17 protein-coding genes are annotated in these 17,427 nt (G+C 70.8%); 14 read left to right on the top strand and 3 right to left on the bottom strand.

Translation table 11 applies throughout. From position 1 onward, the window contains the following. Positions 1-16: 16 nt before the first annotated feature. From AB0383_RS33715 to AB0383_RS33685, 7 genes are all read left to right on the top strand, one after another. On the top strand, positions 17-895 hold the full coding sequence (locus tag AB0383_RS33715) for a ribonuclease HII (protein WP_366189458.1): 879 nt from the start codon (positions 17-19) through the stop codon (positions 893-895). Then, positions 892-1,215: a DUF2469 domain-containing protein gene (locus tag AB0383_RS33710; protein WP_003096226.1), complete on the top strand. Its 324-nt coding sequence runs from the start codon at positions 892-894 to the stop codon at positions 1,213-1,215. Before AB0383_RS33715 ends, AB0383_RS33710 begins: the two co-directional genes overlap by 4 nt. Before the next feature lie 251 nt (positions 1,216-1,466). Further along, entirely contained in the window at positions 1,467-1,847 is a 381-nt protein-coding gene (locus AB0383_RS33705; RefSeq protein ID WP_364182829.1) for a YraN family protein, read from the top strand. 661 nt (positions 1,848-2,508) lie between these two features. Further along, the gene (locus AB0383_RS33700; RefSeq protein WP_366189457.1) at positions 2,509-4,020 is read left to right on the top strand and encodes a YifB family Mg chelatase-like AAA ATPase; all 1,512 of its coding nucleotides are present in this window, start codon (positions 2,509-2,511) and stop codon (positions 4,018-4,020) included. A gap of 142 nt (positions 4,021-4,162) precedes the next feature. Further along, a complete protein-coding gene (gene dprA, locus AB0383_RS33695) occupies positions 4,163-5,344 on the top strand; it encodes a DNA-processing protein DprA (RefSeq protein ID WP_364182826.1) in 1,182 nt (393 codons plus the stop codon). Positions 5,345-6,106: 762 nt separating this feature from the next. Beyond that, complete coding sequence (locus AB0383_RS33690) at positions 6,107-7,003, top strand: tyrosine recombinase XerC (RefSeq protein ID WP_364183169.1); 897 nt, start codon at positions 6,107-6,109, stop codon at positions 7,001-7,003. A 109-nt stretch (positions 7,004-7,112) separates the two neighbouring features. Continuing rightward, positions 7,113-7,961 carry a FliA/WhiG family RNA polymerase sigma factor gene (locus AB0383_RS33685; RefSeq protein WP_364182824.1) on the top strand — a complete coding sequence of 283 codons (849 nt, stop codon included), beginning with the start codon at positions 7,113-7,115 and terminating at the stop codon, positions 7,959-7,961. Positions 7,962-7,972: 11 nt separating this feature from the next. On the opposite strand, the gene AB0383_RS33680 is transcribed toward AB0383_RS33685, so the two are convergent. Next, a complete protein-coding gene (locus tag AB0383_RS33680) occupies positions 7,973-8,545 on the bottom strand; it encodes a M23 family metallopeptidase (protein WP_366189456.1) in 573 nt (190 codons plus the stop codon). Positions 8,546-9,248: 703 nt separating this feature from the next. On the opposite strand from AB0383_RS33680, the gene rpsB reads away from it, so the two are divergent. From rpsB to AB0383_RS33650, 6 genes are all read left to right on the top strand, one after another. Beyond that, positions 9,249-10,148, top strand: coding sequence for a 30S ribosomal protein S2 (rpsB, locus tag AB0383_RS33675; RefSeq protein WP_366189455.1), 900 nt, complete (start codon positions 9,249-9,251; stop codon positions 10,146-10,148). Between the two features lie 82 nt (positions 10,149-10,230). Next, complete coding sequence (gene tsf / locus AB0383_RS33670; protein ID WP_364182816.1) at positions 10,231-11,046, top strand: translation elongation factor Ts; 816 nt, start codon at positions 10,231-10,233, stop codon at positions 11,044-11,046. A 133-nt stretch (positions 11,047-11,179) separates the two neighbouring features. Then, positions 11,180-11,923 carry a UMP kinase gene (pyrH, locus tag AB0383_RS33665; RefSeq protein ID WP_220237812.1) on the top strand — a complete coding sequence of 248 codons (744 nt, stop codon included), beginning with the start codon at positions 11,180-11,182 and terminating at the stop codon, positions 11,921-11,923. Positions 11,924-11,972: 49 nt separating this feature from the next. Then, entirely contained in the window at positions 11,973-12,530 is a 558-nt protein-coding gene (frr, locus tag AB0383_RS33660) for a ribosome recycling factor (RefSeq protein ID WP_285969478.1), read from the top strand. Further along, positions 12,530-13,465 (top strand): phosphatidate cytidylyltransferase, encoded by a 936-nt coding sequence (locus tag AB0383_RS33655; RefSeq protein ID WP_364182809.1) that lies wholly within the window; start codon positions 12,530-12,532, stop codon positions 13,463-13,465. The genes frr and AB0383_RS33655 overlap by 1 nt, the downstream gene beginning before the upstream one ends. A gap of 115 nt (positions 13,466-13,580) precedes the next feature. After that, positions 13,581-14,927: a DHA2 family efflux MFS transporter permease subunit gene (locus AB0383_RS33650; RefSeq protein WP_364182806.1), complete on the top strand. Its 1,347-nt coding sequence runs from the start codon at positions 13,581-13,583 to the stop codon at positions 14,925-14,927. A 19-nt stretch (positions 14,928-14,946) separates the two neighbouring features. Here AB0383_RS33650 and AB0383_RS33645 read toward each other — a convergent pair whose 3' ends face one another. Next, entirely contained in the window at positions 14,947-15,789 is an 843-nt protein-coding gene (locus tag AB0383_RS33645) for a VOC family protein (RefSeq protein WP_366189454.1), read from the bottom strand. A 108-nt stretch (positions 15,790-15,897) separates the two neighbouring features. Here AB0383_RS33645 and AB0383_RS33640 point away from each other — a divergent pair, with 108 nt between their 5' ends. Beyond that, positions 15,898-16,728: a class I SAM-dependent methyltransferase gene (locus tag AB0383_RS33640; protein WP_364182801.1), complete on the top strand. Its 831-nt coding sequence runs from the start codon at positions 15,898-15,900 to the stop codon at positions 16,726-16,728. On the opposite strand, the gene AB0383_RS33635 is transcribed toward AB0383_RS33640, so the two are convergent. Next, positions 16,671-17,318, bottom strand: a complete 648-nt coding sequence (locus AB0383_RS33635; protein ID WP_364182798.1) for a PadR family transcriptional regulator — start codon at positions 17,316-17,318, stop codon at positions 16,671-16,673. The genes AB0383_RS33640 and AB0383_RS33635 overlap by 58 nt on opposite strands. Positions 17,319-17,427 lie beyond the last annotated feature (109 nt).

Below are 17,427 nucleotides of genomic sequence, written 5' to 3'. Positions count from 1 at the left end.
CCCGAGAAGGTTGGCAGTGACCGTTCCCGCTCCCCGAACCCCGGCCGAACCCCTGCGGCCGCCGCGCGCCGTCGTGCGCGGCGAGCTGTTCTGGGGTCTGCAGGGTGCTCTCGAACGCCGTGGCCTGGGCCCCGTCGCCGGGGTGGACGAGGCCGGCGCCGGTGCGTGCGCGGGCCCGCTCGTAGTGGCTTCCTGCGTGCTGCGCCCCGGCGACGGCGCGCGACTGCCGGAGCTCACCGACTCGAAGCTGCTCACTGCGAAGGCCCGCGACCGCGTCTACGACCTGGTCCTCAAGCGCGCCCTCGACTACGCGGTGATCGTGATCCCGTCCGAACAGGTCGACCTGCTCGGCATCCGGGTGATGAACCTGGAGGGGATGCGGCGCGCGGTCGCCGCTCTGCGCGACCATCCCGGTTATGTGCTCACCGACGGTTTCCCGGTGCCGGGCATCCCGGCGCCCAACGTCGCGGTCATCAAGGGAGACCGCAGCGTGGCGAGTATCGCCGCGGCGTCGGTGCTCGCGAAGGTGACGCGCGACCGCATCATGGCCGGCCTGCACGACGAGCTGCCGCACTACGGCTTCGACGTGCACAAGGGCTACAGCACCGCCGACCACCTACGGGCTCTCACCGAGCACGGCCCGAGCCCGGCGCACCGCTGGTCCTACACGAATGTGGCCACCGCGGCCCTCGCACACGGACTCACCCCACCACACCCGGTCGTGCTCACCTACGCTGCTCTGGAGAACGCGGCTTCGGAAGCCGCCGCGGAGGAGAATGGTTCTCGGGAAATCCCGAGCGCGCCGGTCCGTGCCCTGGCTCGCTCGGTGGGTAAGAATGAACGCTCCGCCGCCGGAGCAGCAAGACGAACGCGAGGAGGGGCGCGGATTTCATGAGCGCAGAGGATCTCGAGAAGTACGAGACCGAGATGGAGCTCTCGCTGTACCGCGAGTACCGCGACATCGTCGGCCAGTTCTCGTACGTGGTGGAGACCGAGCGGCGGTTCTACCTGGCCAACGCGGTCGACGTACAGGTACGCGACGGCGGCGGTGAGGTGTACTTCGAGGTCCGCATGTCGGACGCGTGGGTCTGGGACATGTACCGCCCGGCCCGCTTTGTGAAGCACGTCCGCGTCATCACGTTCAAGGACGTCAACGTGGAGGAACTCGACAAACCCGACCTGCGCCTTCCTGAGGACGGTCCCTTCTCGGGCTGAGGTCCCTCTCGTTTTCACCGGCCACCCGGGTTCGCCCGGGTGGCCGTTTTGTGTCTGCGGCTCTTAGCCCTCGGCACCGACATTTTCACGCCGCCTGCCCTCAGGCTTGCCTCGTTTATCCACAACCCCCCAGTTGTCCACAGCCCGACTTTTCGATGGTGGCGCCTTCCCCGGTCACTCTGCGACGGTTGATGGCACACGCACCGTGACAGCCGGCAAGGGCCCGGCGGCGGCGCGGCCGAGGGGGAGCGATGAACGACGGCCCGGACCCGGGCGCCCAGTGGCGCCGCGCGTTCGGCCGCTGGGGCGAAGACCTGGCGGCCCGGCACCTGCAGAACGCGGGCCTGGTGGTGCTCAGCCGCAACTGGCTCTGCCGGGAAGGCGAACTCGACCTCGTACTGGCCGACGGCGACAAGGTCGTCTTCTGCGAGGTCAAAACCCGCGCCACCAATGCCTACGGCTCCCCCGCGGAATCCGTGACGGCCGAAAAGATCACCCGCGTCCACCGGGCCGCCCAACGCTGGCTGCGCGCCCACCGCGTCGGCTGGTGCCGCACCCGCTACGACGTCGTGACCGTCTTCGCCCCCGCCGGGGCCCACCCCCAGGTCCGCCATATCGCGGGAGCCTTCTGATGCCCATCACTTCTGCCCACTGCGTTCCACCGCGGCCGAACCAGCACCGAGCCCACTCCGACGAACTTCGCGACTCACGTGGAGCCGGGATCCTCGCGAAGTTGCCCCGCGTTGCACTGGCCCGAAACCACCACCTCGCGCCGGCCCCGGCGCCTTGGGCGGCGGCTGTCGCCACGGAGCGCGTTTTGCCCACCGACAACGCGAACTGCCGGGTTCCGGCGCGGACGTGCGGTGTCGAGTCCGGCCCGGCAGTCCGCACGGCTGTCGCTGGGGGTGGCTTGATGGCCACCAAAACAGCCTGCGGCTCTGCGTCGCCACGGAACCGCCGGCTCGAGGCTGTCCCGGCGACCTGCGTGACTTCTGCGCGCGATGGGGTGCCCATCAAGGAAGACCGTTGCTTTGTGCTGCTGCGGATCTGTGGTGTCGAGTGCAGCCTGGTGGCTCGGAAGGCTGTTGCTGGGTATGGCTTGACGCCGATCGCGAATTCCCGGGTTGCCCTGCCACTGAATCGCCATGCCCAACCTGGCCAGGTGGCCCGCGTGCGTTCCGGGTGCGGCGTGGTGCCCATGGCAAGGGCTCACTGTCGTGCGCTGCCCAGTATCCGGCGTCGCCACACCGAGTCCCGCCTGGCGAGCCACGAAACCGTCGCGGAGGTGGCCTGATGCCGATCGCCAAAGCATGGAGCGTCGCGCTCCTCGGCATCGAAGGCCGGGTGATCGAGATCGAGGCCGACCTGGGCGGCGGGCTCAGCCGGGTGACTCTGGTCGGCCTGCCCGACGCCGGGCTGAGGGAAGCGAAAGACCGCGTGCGCTCAGCCGTCCGCAACTCCGGCCAGCCCTGGCCCGACGGTAAAGTCACGCTCGGCCTCTCGCCCGCCAACCTCCCCAAGGTCGGCTCCGGCTACGACCTCGGCATCGCCGCCGCAGTGCTCGCCGCGAACGGCGCAGTCCCGGCCACAAAACTCCTCCGCACCATCCTCCTCGGCGAACTGGCCCTCGACGGCCGCATCCGTCCCGTCCGCGGAGTACTGCCCGGACTGCTGGCTGCGCGGGCAGCGGGGTACGAGCGAGCGGTCGTCCCGTCGGAGTCGCTTTACGAAGCTGCGCTCGTCGACGGCCTCGAAGTCGCCGGCGTCTCGCGCCTGGCCGACCTCGTCGCGTGGCTCAAGGGCGAAGGTGAACTCGAGTCGAGTCCCGAACCCGTCGCAGCCGAACCACCGGAAGTACCGGACCTCGCCGACGTCGTCGGCCAACCGGAAGCCCGCTGGGCCCTGGAAGTTGCCGCCGCGGGCGGGCATCACCTGCTGCTCACCGGCCCACCGGGCGTCGGCAAGACGATGCTGGCCAAACGCCTGCCGGGCCTGCTCCCGGCGTTGTCCCAAGAGGAATCACTGCAGGTCACAGCCATCCACTCCATCGACGGCTCCCTGTCGAAGGCTGCGCCGCTGGTGACCGTGCCGCCGTTCGTCGCGCCGCACCACTCGATCACCGTCGCGGCGCTCGTCGGCGGTGGCAGCGGCATCGCGACGCCCGGCGCCATCAGCCGAGCCCACCGCGGCGTGCTGTTCCTGGACGAGGTTTGCGAGTTCAGCGGCCACCGCCTCGACTCACTGCGCACCGTCCTCGAAGAAGGCGAGGTCCGCATCGCCCGTGCCAAGGGCTCCGTCCGCTACCCGGCCCGCTTTCAGCTCATATTGGCCACCAACCCGTGCCCCTGCGCGCCGCCGCGTGAGACCGACTGCATCTGCTCGCCGATCGTCCGGCGCCGTTACCTCGGGCGGATCTCGGGACCACTGCTGGACCGCGTGGACCTCCGTGTGCGCCTGCGTCCGCTGACCGCCATCTCCGCGCACCAGTCCGCGGCGCCCGAATCGTCCGAGGCGGTCCGCGCCCGCGTCCTGGCCGCCCGCGACCGCGCGGCCCACCGCTGGCGCACGCACGGCTGGCGCGCCAACTCCGACGTCCCCGGCCCCACCCTCCGCCGCGAGTTCGCGCTGCCGTCGCCCACCACCGCCCTGCTCGACCGCGCCCTCGACCGTGGCCTCCTCACGGCCCGCGGTGCCGACCGTTGCCTTCGCATCGCCTGGACGCTCGCCGACCTGTCCGCCACGCCCCACCCGACGCCCGACCACGTCGCCGCCGCTCTCGACTTCCGCGAAAGGACCGCCGCATGACCCGCCCCCGAAGGGAATCCGCCGTGAAACGCCACCTGCGTCTCGTCCCGAATCCCCACAACCCGCCCGAACGCGATCCCGCCCGCGTCCGCGCCGTTCTCGTGCCGCGCCGGCTGTCGCTCGTGAGACTGAGAGGTGCGGCATGACGGCTCTGCCCACCGAACAGCCCGTCGCCACCGCCACGGATGAAGAACGCCTCGCCCGCGCCTACCTGCTGCGCGTAGCCGAGCCCCCGGCGCCGGCGTTGGTCGCGTTCGTGGGGGAGCGCGGCCCGGTCGAGGCCGCGGCCCGCGTCCGCAGCGGCGACTGCCCCGACAAGGTCCGTCGCGAAACCGCTGCCCGACGCGAAGTCGACCTGGCCGAGCAAGACCTGGAGACGGCCGCGAAATCCCAAGCCCGCCTGGTCGTGCCCGAGGACCACGAGTGGCCGGCGTGGCCGTTGCTCTCGCTGGCGGTCGCGAGCGGCCGCGGAGTCGAGAACGTCGCCGCCCCGCTCGCCCTCTGGGTCCGCGGCGGCGCGCACCTCGCGAAGGCAGCCGACCGCGCGGTCGCCGTCGTCGGCGCGCGCCTCGCGACGAACTACGGAGAACACAACTCCGCCGAGCTCGCCCACGGCCTCGCGACCCGCGAGGTCCCGGTCTTCTCCGGCGCCGCCCTGGGCATCGATGGCGCCGCTCACCGCGGTGCCCTCGGCGCCGGCGGCGTCACGGTCGCGGTACTGGGCTGTGCCGTCGACATCGGCTACCCGGCCGGCCACGTCGACCTGCTGAGGCGCATCGCCGACAACGGCGGCGCCGTCGTCAGCGAGTACGCCCCCGGCACCCCACCCGCGCGCCACCGCTTCCTCGTCCGCAACCGCCTCATCGCCGGCCTCACCGACGGCACCGTCGTCATCGAAGCCGGCATCCGCAGCGGCGCGCGCAATACCGCCACCACCGCGGGCGCCCTCGGCAAAGTCGTGATGGCGCTGCCGGGCCCCATCCAGTCCGCCAACTCCGCCGGCTGCCACGCCCTCATCCGCGACTGCAAGGCCACCCTCGTCACCTCCGTTGACGAAGTCGTCGACACCGTCGGACGGTTCGGCCCCGCCCCCGAACCGGAAAACCCTCGGCCGCGTCGCCCCACCGACGTCCTCGCTCCCGAAGCGCTCCGGGTCTACGAAGCACTCGTACCCCGCGCCGGCCGCTCAGCCGACCAGGTCGCCACCGAATCGGGCGTCCCGGTCGACCGCGTGCGAGCCCTGTTGCCCGAACTGGAAATCGACGGCTTCGCCGTCCGCGGCGACACCGGGTGGCGCCGCATCGTCCGCGCGGCACCGAAGTGAACGGCGCTTGTCGCCGCGCTCAGCCGCACGGAGAGCGGCTACGCGTGGCCACGGATCGGTCCGCAGTGAACGGCACCGAATTTCGGAGGTGGCCTCTGACCGCTAGCCGCCGGACGCCGCCGGACGCTGACACGCTCGGCCGCACGCCCGCACGGTATCCGCGCCGGTCCGCAGGACCTTGATCGGCGCCGGACAGGGCGTTCGGTCGCGTGCCATGGCACCCGCCGGCGCCCCACCACCGTTCGCACCTTGGTGAACGGCGCCGTCGCCGCGCTCACCCGCGCGGAGAGCGGCTACGCGTGGCCACGGATCGGTCCGCAGTGAACGGCACCGAATTTCGGAGGTGGCCTCTGACCGCTCGATGCCGGACGCCGCCGGACGCTGACACGCTCGGCCGCACGCCCGCACGCCCGCACGCCCGCACGGTATCCGCGCCGGTCCGTAGGACCTTGATCGGCGCCGGACAGGGCGTTCGGTCGCGGGCGCGGTAGCCGACCACCCGCTCGCACCTCGGTGAACGGCAACGACCGCGGTGCTCGGCCGGACCGCGTAAAGCCCAAGTGGCCGCGGAATGTGTATGCGGCACAGAGGAGAACGGCGTGGCGATGCTTGACCTCGGGCGGTGGTTCGCGCAGCGTGATCGGCATGTCGTCAGCGAGCGCCCGCCGGGACGCGGTCCCGCGCACCCCGGGGCACAGGAAAGGCCCGCAGCGGCCGGATCTGCGGGCGGTGCGCGAGGGGTTGCCCGGGCCGGAGCGTGCGGTGGTGGCCGAGTACGAACGGCATCTGACGCTGGAGCGCGGGCTGTCGCCGCACACGGTGCGGGCGTATGTGGGCGACGTGGTGTCGCTGCTGGGGTTCCTGACCGCGGCGGAGGACGACAGCCGCGGGCTCGCCGATCTCGACATCGGGCTGCTGCGCGCGTGGCTTGCCGGGCAGCGGGCCGACGGGGCGGGCCGGACGACCTTGGCGCGTCGGGCGGCGGCGGCGCGGACGTTCACGGCCTGGGCCCACCGGCAGGGCGCGCTGAAGGCGGACCCGGGCGGCCGGCTCGCGGCGCCGCGAGCGCACCGGACGTTGCCGGGCGTGCTGCGGGCCGATCAGGCGGACGAGCTGATGCAGGCGGCCGCGATGGGAGCCGAGCAGCGGGATCCGGTTGCGCTGCGTGACCGTGCGCTCGTCGAACTGCTGTACGCGAGTGGCATCCGGGTGTCGGAGTTGTGTGGTCTGGACGTCGGCGCGGTCGATTTCGGGCGGCGTGTCGTCTCGGTGATCGGGAAAGGGGACAAGGAGCGGACGGTGCCGTTCGGCGTTCCGGCGGCCGAAGCACTCACCGCGTGGCTCGACGCGGGGCGCCCGGAACTGGCCGGCCCGAAGTCGGAACAGGCCCTCTTCCTGGGGGTTCGTGGCAGCCGGCTCGATCCGCGCGCGGCGCGGCGCGTGGTGCACGAGGCAGTGGCCGCGGTACCCGGAGCACTCGACATGGGGCCACACGGACTACGCCACTCGGCCGCGACCCATCTGCTGGAGGGAGGTGCCGATCTCAGGAGCGTTCAGGAACTGCTCGGTCACGCTACGCTTGCCACGACCCAGCTCTACACTCACGTGACCGTCGATCGGCTGAAGGCGATCCATGACCGAGCACACCCACGGGCCTGACGAGGCCAGTGGCGGCTCGGCCGGAAAACTGGGGGCCGAACCACTGGCGCACGCGCATCCGCACGAGCACGGAGACCATACTGAGCCGCATGCCGAGAACGACCGTGCAATGACCTCCACGCCGCAAGTCACGGACGCCGGGGTGAGCACTGCCGGAGGCGAGGGCGCCGTCAGCGAGGACGGGCGCCCCGGTCATGACGTCGACGCGGGTATCCAGGCCTTGTGGCAGCAGTTCGCCGACAAGCCGGACCAGGTGTCGCGCGACCGGCTGGTGCTGCACTACGCGCCCCTGGTGAAGTACGTCGCCGGCCGCGTGGGCACGGGCCTGCCGACGCACGTCGACGTGGGCGATCTCGTTCAGTCCGGCATCTTCGGCCTCGTCGACGCGATCGAGAAGTTCGAGCCCGCGCGGGGGCTGCGGTTCGAGACCTACGCGATGCAGCGCATCCGCGGCGCGATCCTCGACGACCTGCGCTCCCAGGACTGGGTGCCCCGCGCCGTGCGCAGCAAGGCGAAGGAGGCCGAGCGCGCCCTCGAGCGCCTCGGCGCGCGCCTGCACCGCACCCCCACCGATGCCGAGTTGGCCACCGAGCTCAACATCGGCGTCGACGACCTGCGCGACTTCTACGGCCAGCTCCAGCTCACCAGCGTCGTCGCGCTGGAGGACCTCGTCGCGGCCGGCAAGGACAGCGGCTCTCTCGTCGACACGATCCCCGACGACGGCGCCGTCGACCCCGTCGCCGTCCTCGTCGACCAGGACAACCGCCGCCAGCTCGCGGAGGCCATCGCCCAGCTGACCGAGCGCGACAAGATCGTGGTCAGCCTCTACTACTTCGAAAGCCTCACGCTCGCCGAGATCGGCAAGGTCCTGGGCGTCACGGAGTCCCGGGTGAGCCAGCTCCACACCCGTGCCGTGATGCGGCTGCGCGCGAAGCTCACGGAGCAGCCCAGCACGTGAGCGCGGCCTGGTCAGTGCGGGTCGGCCCAGGGTTTCAGGCGGACTCGGCCCGGCGTGCCGACGAGCGCCAGCGGATCGATGTACTCCTCTCCTTTGCGGGCACCCCAGTGCAGGCACGTGGCAGTGGGACAGCCGGGGTGCCCGGCGGCCACGGTCCCCAGCGGCTGGCCGCGGTACACCTGGTCGCCGGTGACCACGGTCGGGGTGAGTGGCAGGTAGGTCGTGCGGAGGCCACCGTCGTGGTCCACCGCGACGACGCCGTGGCCCCCGATCTGACCCGCGAAGATCACGACACCCATGTCGGCCGCGAGAACCTGTTGTCCCGCGGCGGCTTCCAGATCGACGCCGCGGTGGCCGGGTCCGTAGGCCGTGGCGGGTGGTTCGAAGAACCGGGTGACTTTCGGCCGGGGCGTGAGCGGCCAGGCCAACCGTCCCGCTTGCGCGCCGACATTCGGCGAAGGCGGGACGTCCGCGAGTGCCCGTCCGGCCCACGCGCCGGGCAACACGGTGAGCAGCACCAGCGCGGTGGCCATCACGAGCCGGGTCCGCGCCGCGGCCCGGCGCAGCACGCCGAGCCAGCGCATCCACAACGGTGGGGCAGGGCGTCGATGTCGCCCCCGCCGAGGAGACCGATCAGGTGGAGCAGGTCGGGACACCCAGGGCATCCGCAGAACACCCAGCGCAACCGAAGACCGCTGGCCGCCTGAAGCCCGCAAGGCGCCTGAAGCGGCCAGAACACCCGGAGCGTCGAGCGCGGCGGAAGCGCCCACGTCGCCCGAAGCGCGCAGAACACGCGCCGGCCGCAAACCGCCACGCCACAGTGCAAAGCCCGGCCGCGGCATCGAGGAACGCATCGAGGAACACGAGGTCGTCGTCACGGGTTCGATCATGAGGCACCCGCGGACCGGCACCCTGCCAACAAGGTGAGTTGTCCACAGGCGGTCCGAGTTGTGGACAACTCCGCCGGGCGGGAGCGCTGCCGGTGGGGACGCCCCTGGTGGCAGGGGGTAGAATCTTTTCCGCAGCCCACTCGCTGGGCTGACTTCGCGTGCTCGTGCGCGCAGCCCCGGCCGGTTCCGCTTGAAACATCCGCGGAGGTCCGGACGGAGGAGTCGCACGGCGCCCGGCGGTCCCTGGGGTTCTCGGAAGTGAGAACCGCGGGGTCCGGATGCCGGCACGAGCACCAGGGCGAGCGGTCACCCGGGCCGCGAGCGACAAACCGAACGAGCACGTCCGCGGGCGCGAACCGCGGGGGTGCGCGACTATAGAGAAGGTGTGATTCCGGCAATGGCCGTCGTCACCATGAAGCAGCTGCTCGACAGCGGCGTGCACTTCGGGCACCAGACGCGTCGGTGGAACCCGAAGATGAAGCGCTACATCTTCACCGAGCGCAATGGCATCTACATCATCGACCTGCAGCAGACGCTGACGTACATCGACCGTGCGTTCGAGTTCATCAAGGAAACCGTCGCGCACGGCGGCACGATCATGTTCGTCGGCACGAAGAAGCAGGCCCAGGAAGCCATCGCCAACGAGGCCGCGCGCGTGGGCATGCCCTACGTGAACCAGCGCTGGCTCGGCGGCATGCTGACCAACTTCCAGACCGTGCACAAGCGCCTTCTGCGCCTCAAGGAGCTCGAGGCCCAGGAGCAGACCGGCGGCTTCGCGGGTCTCACCAAGCGCGAGATCCTCACGCTCACCCGTGAGAAGGACAAGCTCGAGAAGACCCTCGGCGGTATCCGCGACATGGCCAAGGTGCCCAGCGCGGTGTGGATCGTCGACACGAAGAAGGAGCACATCGCCGTCGGCGAGGCTCGCAAGCTGAACATCCCGGTCGTCGCGATCCTCGACACCAACTGCGACCCGGACGAGGTCGACTACCCGATTCCGGGCAACGACGACGCGATCCGCTCGGCCGCGCTGCTCACCAAGGTGGTGGCCGAGGCCGCCGCCGCCGGGCTGATGGCCCGTTCGAGCCGAGGTGGCGCGTCGGCCGACGCGAAGCCGGAGCCGGGCGTGGCGTCGGACGAGCCGCTGGCCGAGTGGGAGAAGGAGCTGCTCGCCGGCTCGGAGACCGCTGCCGCGGACGCCACCGAGGCGGTTGCCGCGACGGAGGCGGCCACCGAGGCCGCCGCCACCGAGGCGACCCCCGAAGCCGTGACCGAGCAGGCCCCGGCCAACTCCTGATCCACCGTGTCCGGGCGGCCCGCGCAGGGCCGCCCGGGCGCTGATCACCTCACACGTACCTGAAACGGACGGATTCAACACGATGGCGAACTACACCGCCGCTGACGTGAAGCGCCTGCGCGAGATGACCGGCGCCGGCATGATGGACTGCAAGAAGGCCCTCGAAGAGAACGAAGGCGACTTCGAGAAGGCTGTCGAGTTCCTGCGCATCAAGGGTGCCAAGGACGTCGGCAAGCGCGCCGAGCGCGCCACCGCCGAGGGCCTCGTCACGGGCGAGGGCGGCGTGCTCATCGAGCTCGACTCCGAGACCGACTTCGTCGCCAAGAACGACGACTTCCAGCAGCTCGCCGCGAAGATCGTCGAGGTTGCGAAGACCCTCAAGACCAGCGACGTCGAGGCCCTCAAGGCCGCCGACCTCGACGGCAAGCCCGTGATCGACACCGTGCAGGAGCTCTCGGCCCGCATCGGCGAAAAGCTCGAGCTGCGCCGCGTGGTGTCGTTCGAGGGGCAGACCGCCACCTACCTGCACCGCCGCGGCTCGGACCTGCCGCCGGCCGTGGGCGTGCTCGTCGAGTTCACCGGTGACGACGCCGACGCTGCCCGCGGTGCCGCCATGCAGGTCGCCGCGCTGCGCGCGAAGTACCTGACCCGCGAGGAGGTGCCGGCCGAGATCGTCGAGAACGAGCGCCGCATCGCCGAGCAGACCGCCCGCGAAGAGGGCAAGCCGGAGCAGGCCCTCACGAAGATCATCGAGGGCAAGGTCACCGCGTACTACAAGGACAACGTCCTGCTCGAGCAGCCGTCGGTCAAGGACAACAAGAAGACCGTGAAGGCTCTGCTCGACGAGGCCGGCGTGACCGTGACCCGGTTCGCCCGGTTCGAGGTCGGCCAGGCCTGAGCGAGGTACTGGGTCTAAGTTCTGCGACTGTGCCCCGTCTCCGCGGTGCGGGGACGGGGCACAGTCGGGTCCGGCCGAGGATGCTCCCTCACGAAGGGGTCCGCGGCGAGTGAACACGGGAGGCGACACACAAATGGGTGACCGGGTCGACGGTGGCTACCGAAGGGTGCTGCTGAAACTGGGCGGCGAGATGTTCGGTGGCGGCTCGATCGGGGTCGATCCCGACGTTGTCCACTCCGTCGCGCGGCAGATCGCCGCGGTCGCGCGCACCGGCGTGCAGGTGGCGGTGGTGATCGGCGGGGGTAACTATTTCCGCGGCGCGGAGCTGTCCCAGCGCGGGATGGACCGTGACCGCGCCGACTACATGGCCATGCTGGGCACCGTGATGAACTGCCTGGCCCTGCAGGACTTCCTGGAGAAGGAAGGACTGCCCACGCGCGTGCAGACCGCCATCACGATGGGCCAGGTCGCCGAGCCGTACATCCCGCGTCGCGCTGAGCGGCACCTGGAGAAGGGCCGCGTGGTCATCTTCGGCGCCGGGGTCGGCATGCCGTACTTCTCCACCGACACCGCCGCCGCGCAGCGCGCGCTGGAGCTCGGCTGCGAAGCCGTGCTCATGGCCAAGGCCGTGGACGGTGTCTACACCGCCGACCCGAAGACCGACCCGAGCGCCACGATGTTCCACGAGATCAGCCACCGCGAGGTGCTCGAGCGCGGCCTCAAGGTCGCCGACGCCACCGCGTTCAGCCTCTGCATGGACAACAACATGCCGATCATCGTCTTCAACCTGCTCACCGAGGGGAACATCGCTCGTGCGGTGAGTGGTGAGAGGATTGGGACGCTGGTCAACACCCCCGCCGACGGGGCGTCGGCCTAGACCTGCTGGGATCAGCACAGGTTCGACAATCACAACACCGGGAGTAGCCGTGATCGACGAGACCCTCCTCGACGCCGAGGAGAAGATGGAAAAAGCGGTGTCCGTCGCGAAGGACGACCTGACGTCGGTGCGGACCGGCCGGGCCACCCCGTCGATGTTCTCGCGCATCGTCGTCGAGTACTACGGCGCGATGACCCCGCTCAACCAGCTGGCGAGTGTCAACGTGCCCGAGGCGCGCATGGCGCTGATCAAGCCCTACGACCAGACGCAGCTCGGTGCCATCGAGAAGGCCATCCGCGAGTCCGACCTCGGCGTGAACCCGAGCAACGACGGCAATGTGATCCGCATCGTCATCCCGCAGCTCACCGAAGAGCGGCGCAAGGAGATGGTGAAGGTCGCGAAGAGCAAGGGCGAGGACGCCCGCGTCTCGATCCGCAGCATCCGCCGCAAGTCGAAGGAAGAGCTCGACCGGATCGCCAAGGACGGCGAAGCGGGTGAGGACGAGGTCGCGCGCGCCGAGAAGGAGCTGCAGAATCTCACCGACACCTACGTGCACCAGGTCGACGAGCTGGTGAAGCACAAGGAAGCCGAGCTGCTCGAGGTCTGATGAGCCAGGTGAGCGAGGAACGAGAAGAGCGGGTGGAGCACACCCCGCAGCCGGAGCCGGCTGACCAGCCCGAACCGGGTGGACAGCCGGAACCCGCTGCACAGCCGGAGCCGGCCAAGAAGGACTCCCGGGCCGGGCGAAACCTGCCCGCGGCCATCGGCGTGGGCGTGCTGCTCGGCGCGGCCATCATCGTTTCCTTGCTCACTGTCCGCTTCATCTTCATCGGGGTCATCGCGATCGCGATCGGGGTCGGCACCTTCGAGTTCGCCGGCGTGCTCAAGCGCGTCGCGAACATCAAGGTCGCGATGATCCCTGTGCTCGTCGGCGGCCAGGCGATGATCTGGCTGGCCTGGCCGTTCGGGCGCGCGGGCGCGCTCACGGCCTTCGTCATCACGGTGCTCGCCTGCCTGCTCTGGCGGCTGCCCGGCGGCGCCGACGGCTACCTGCGCGACATCTCGGCGTCGGTGTTCGCGAGCGCGTACCTGCCGCTGTTCGGCGCGTTCGCCGCGATGCTCGTGCCGCCCGAGGACGGTGTCGGCCGGGTCCTCACGTTCCTCATCGCCGTAGTCGCCTCCGACACCGGCGGCTACATCGCCGGCGTGCTCGGCGGCAAGCATCCGATGGCACCGACGATCAGCCCGAAGAAGTCCTGGGAGGGCTTCGCCGGGTCGATGGTCGCCGGCATCGTCGCCGGCATCCTCACGATCAGCCTCATGCTCCACGGCCACACCTGGCAGGGCGCGGTCTTCGGCGCGGCCATCGTGCTCACCGCGACGCTCGGCGACCTCGTCGAGTCGCTGATCAAGCGCGACCTCGGCATCAAGGACATGGGCACGCTCCTGCCGGGCCACGGTGGCATCATGGACCGCCTCGACTCGCTGCTGCCCTCGGCCGTCGTCTCCTGGCTGCTGCTGTCGGCGTTCGTCCCCGCGTGACGCGCCTGACCCCCTGATCGACCCGATCCGCGGACCTGCGCTGGGAGCTTCGGCCTCCCAGGGGTAGCGAACGGTTCGTGGACCACCGAAGCGTCGGTGCGTTTCACTCGAGGTCATGACCGCGTCGACCCCAGCTTCGACCCGCGAACGTTCCCCGGCCCGGCTCGCGCTCGCCGCGGTGTGCCTCGGGTTCGTGATGATCACGCTCGACGCGACCATCGTGAACCTCGCGCTGCCCGCCATCGGCGCCGAGTTCGGCGAACGGTCGACGGCCGCGCTGCAGTGGGTGGTCGACTCCTACACCGTCGCGCTCGCCGCGTTCCTGCTCACCTGGGGCGAGGCGGGGGACCGGTGGGGCTCGCGGCGCGTTTTCGAGATCGGCGTCGCGGTGTTCGTGCTCGCCTCGATCGCTTGTGCCGCAGCGGATTCCTTGCCGTGGCTCGTCGCCGCCCGCGCGGTGCAGGGGGCCGGCGCGGCGGCGCTGCTGCCGTCGTCGCTGGCGTTGATCGTGCACCAGTTCCCCGAAGCCGGCGCCCGGGCCCGCGCGTTGGGCGTGTGGGGCGGCATGAGCGGCGTCGGGCTCGCGGCGGGGCCGATGCTCGGCGGCCTCGCGGTCGGGCTGGCCGACTGGCGGCTCGTCTTCGCGGTGAACGTCCCCGTCGGGTTGATCGCGATCGCGTTGACCCGCCGGTACGTCACCGAAACCACGCCGCGCCGGCAAACCCGCATTGACGGCGTCGGGCAGGTCCTCGGCACGGCCGCGCTGGCGTGCGTGGTTGCCGGGCTCATCGAGGCGGGCCACGCGGGCTGGGCGGACGCGACCACGCTGGTGCTCGTCGGAGCCGGCGTCGTGGCCGGGATCGCGTTCGTGGTCGCGGAAAAGGCGATCGCCGCGCCCGTGCTGCCGCTGGGTGTGCTGCGCGTACGGGCCTTCGCCGTAGCGACGGCGATCGGCGGCCTGTTCAACTTCTGCCTCTACGGCACGCTGTTCTGCCTCGCCCTGTTCCTGCAACGCGTGTGGCACCTCAGTGCGCTCGTCGCCGGGCTCGCCCTCGTGCCGCTCACGCTCGCGGTGGGGCTCAACGCGTTCGTCAGCGGCCGGCTCACGCACCGGTTCGGCTCACGCCTGCCGATCGTCGTCGGCAGTCTCACGGCGCTGGTCGGCGCGGCGGGGATGGCGGTGCTGCCGGACGAGCGCTCGCCGGTGCTGCTGGTGGTGTTCTCGCTGATCTTCGGGTTCTGCTCGCTCGCGATGCCCGCGATGACGTCGCTGGCCATGAACGCGTTGCCCGGCAAGGCAGGCATCGCCGCGGGCGTGCTCAACGCGGCGCGCCAGACCGGTGGCGCAGTGGGCGTCGCGCTCGTCGGCGGGCTGCTGCCGGGCACGGCGATGTGGATCGTCGCCGGGGGTTACGCCGCGATCGCGGCGCTGACGGGGTTGCTGCGGCCTCGGTCTTCGTAAAGCTCAATCTTCGTAAAGCTCAGTCGTCGTAAGGGTCGTCGACCTCGGCGCGGCCGACGTCGTCGAGCGTGCGCGAGTGGTCGATCACCGCGAACACCGCGCCGTCCGGGTCGGCGAGGATCGCCATGCGGCCGAAGGGCGTGTCGTACGGCTGGATCACCACGTCTCCGCCGAGCATCAGCGCCTGGCCCGCCGTCGCGTCGCAGCCGCGCGCCGGGTCGACCTCGAAGTAGACGAGCCAGTGCGGGGGAGTGTCGCGGCTGTATTCCTGGCCCATCACGTAGCGGTAGAGCACGGGCGTGTGTTCGATGAGGTATTCCGCGTAGTCGACGCTCTCGCCGTCGCCGATCTGGTGGCTCGCGTAGTTGAAGAGCTTGGTGTAGAAGTGATCGGCCGCCGCGCCGTCGTGCGCGTTGAGGTCGGCGCCGCTGAACGTGTTCGGGATGCCGGTCATGAACCGCCAGTCCTGCGGCGCCTCCCAGAAGACCACGGGCGCACCCGCCGCGTCGATCGCGTGCAGGATGCTGCCGCGGTCGGCGATCGCGACCGGTCCGAGGGTCACCTGTCCGCCGAGGTGCTCCACCCACTCGGCCGCGCTCGCGGTGTGCGGCACGGAGACGTGCAGCGTCCAGCCTGGCTCGCTCTGCGCCCCGGCTTGGTAGAGGCCACCCGTCGGCTCGCCGGCGAGCGACGAGATCCAGTAGCGGCCGGTGGGCGCGGCGGGGTCGCGGCGCACGTCGTACCGCCAGCCGAACAAGCCCGTGTAGAACTGTTGCGACACCGCTTCGTCGCGGCAGGCGACCTCGATCCAGCACGGGAGGCCGGCCGGAATCGGACTTGAACTGGCCGAACCGACGGTCATCGCGGCCTCCTCCTGGTGAGTAGGAAAGTCTATGCGGTGCCGGTGATTTTTTCGCCATGAGCCCCGGAATCCGGAACTGGGCCGCGGCCGCCGACGTTGGAGGAGTTCGTGCGTCTCTTCTCCCGCTCCTCGCGCCTGTCCCGCGCGACGGAGGTCTTGCCGAGCCCCAACATCTGGTACTACCAGCAGGCTTACGAGGTGGAGAACCGCGCGCAGGACGTCGACGGCGAGATCTGGCGTGTCCTGCGCGAGGAGTGCGACTGGACCGGCCGCGACGTTCTCGACCTCGGTTGTGGTGACGGATTCCACTTGCCGCGCTTCGCCCGCGAAGCGCGCTCGGTGCTCGGCGTCGAGCCGTACGCACCGCTGGCGCGCGACGCGGCGAAGCGCGTGCGGGAACTGCCGAACGTGTCGGTGCGGGAAGGCCGCGCGCAGCGGCTGCCGGTCGACGACGCGAGCGTCGACGTGGTCCACGCGCGCACGGCGTACTTCTTCGGCCCCGGCTGCGAGCCGGGGCTGCGTGAAGCGGAACGAGTGCTGCGGCCCGGCGGGTCGATCCTGATCGTGGACCTCGACGCGACGAGCGAGCCGTACGGCGGCTGGCTTCGGGCGGACATCCCGCACTACGACCCCGTAGAGGTCGAGAAGTTCTTCGAAGGCGAGGGCTTCAGCCTCCGGCGCGTGGCGACGCGCTGGTTGTTCGCCGACCACGCCGCCATGGAGTCAGTGCTGAAGATCGAGTTCAGCGCGCAGGTCGCCGCGCGGGCCGTGGCCGACGTGCACAAGCGCACGGTCAGCACGGCCGGCGGGGCCGGGGTGACGCTGCCGGTGGGCTACCGCGTGCACACGCGGGTCAAGCCCACCGGCCTCGTCCTGCCGGGTCACTCGGCTTCTTCCGGCGACTCGTCGGTGTCCTCGACCTCGCCGAGGATCGAGTAGACCGAGCGTCGGGCCTCGTTGAGCACGTCGACCACCCGAGCCTGCTGGTTCGGGCTGCCGGCGCGCATCACCTGCACGACCGCCGCCGCGAGCGTGGCGCCCGCCTTGCGAAGGTCGACCTCGACGGGGTCGACGTCCTCGGCGAAGTGCTCCCACGGCGGGGTGCCGGTCTGCTGCTCCGCGGCCGCGCGGCCCTCGTCGGTGAGCTCGAACAGCTTCTTGCCGTTCTCGTCCTTGCTCACGACCAGGCCTTCGTCGGCCAGCATCTGCAGCGTCGGGTAGATCGAGCCGGGACTGGGCTTCCAGAAGCCGCCACTGCGCTCGCCGATCTCGCGGATGATCTCGTAACCGTGCCGCGGCTGTTCCGCGAGCAGGGTCAGGATCGCCGCGCGGACGTCACCGCGCCGGCCGCGACGCGGGCCGCCGTGGCCTCGCCGTCCGCCGGGACCGTGGCCTCGCCGGCCGCGACCCATCGGGCCGCCGGGGCCGAATCCGAAGTCGCCGAACTCGCGGCCGAACGGGCCGAAAGCGGGACGACCGTGTTCTCCGTGTTGGTGCGCGCCTCGCGCACCGGGGTGAGGGTGCCTCATGTCGATGTTCCTTGTCGTTGGCCCCGCCTCCGGCGGGGCGTGCGAGATCGCCTTTGAGCCGGCGTCTCGATCAGGCAGGTGCGATCGGCCCCCGGCCGCTCCGACCCGC

Origin of the sequence: Amycolatopsis sp. NPDC051373, assembly GCF_040689465.1 — a bacterium.
Taxonomy (GTDB): Bacteria; Actinomycetota; Actinomycetes; order Mycobacteriales; family Pseudonocardiaceae; genus Amycolatopsis.
This window is presented reverse-complemented; position numbering and strand designations above follow the sequence as displayed.

Coding starts and splice junctions, on each gene's coding strand:
- AB0383_RS33680 (WP_366189456.1), bottom strand. CDS start 8,545: ATGCGCTGGCTCGGCGTGCTGCGCCGGGCCGCGGCGCGGACCCGGCTC.
- AB0383_RS33655 (WP_364182809.1), top strand. CDS start 12,530: ATGAGCCAGGTGAGCGAGGAACGAGAAGAGCGGGTGGAGCACACCCCG.
- AB0383_RS33700 (WP_366189457.1), top strand. CDS start 2,509: ATGCCGATCGCCAAAGCATGGAGCGTCGCGCTCCTCGGCATCGAAGGC.
- dprA (WP_364182826.1), top strand. CDS start 4,163: ATGACGGCTCTGCCCACCGAACAGCCCGTCGCCACCGCCACGGATGAA.
- AB0383_RS33710 (WP_003096226.1), top strand. CDS start 892: ATGAGCGCAGAGGATCTCGAGAAGTACGAGACCGAGATGGAGCTCTCG.
- AB0383_RS33635 (WP_364182798.1), bottom strand. CDS start 17,318: ATGAGGCACCCTCACCCCGGTGCGCGAGGCGCGCACCAACACGGAGAA.
- AB0383_RS33645 (WP_366189454.1), bottom strand. CDS start 15,789: ATGACCGTCGGTTCGGCCAGTTCAAGTCCGATTCCGGCCGGCCTCCCG.
- pyrH (WP_220237812.1), top strand. CDS start 11,180: ATGGGTGACCGGGTCGACGGTGGCTACCGAAGGGTGCTGCTGAAACTG.
- AB0383_RS33650 (WP_364182806.1), top strand. CDS start 13,581: ATGACCGCGTCGACCCCAGCTTCGACCCGCGAACGTTCCCCGGCCCGG.
- rpsB (WP_366189455.1), top strand. CDS start 9,249: ATGGCCGTCGTCACCATGAAGCAGCTGCTCGACAGCGGCGTGCACTTC.
- AB0383_RS33685 (WP_364182824.1), top strand. CDS start 7,113: ATGACCTCCACGCCGCAAGTCACGGACGCCGGGGTGAGCACTGCCGGA.
- tsf (WP_364182816.1), top strand. CDS start 10,231: ATGGCGAACTACACCGCCGCTGACGTGAAGCGCCTGCGCGAGATGACC.
- AB0383_RS33705 (WP_364182829.1), top strand. CDS start 1,467: ATGAACGACGGCCCGGACCCGGGCGCCCAGTGGCGCCGCGCGTTCGGC.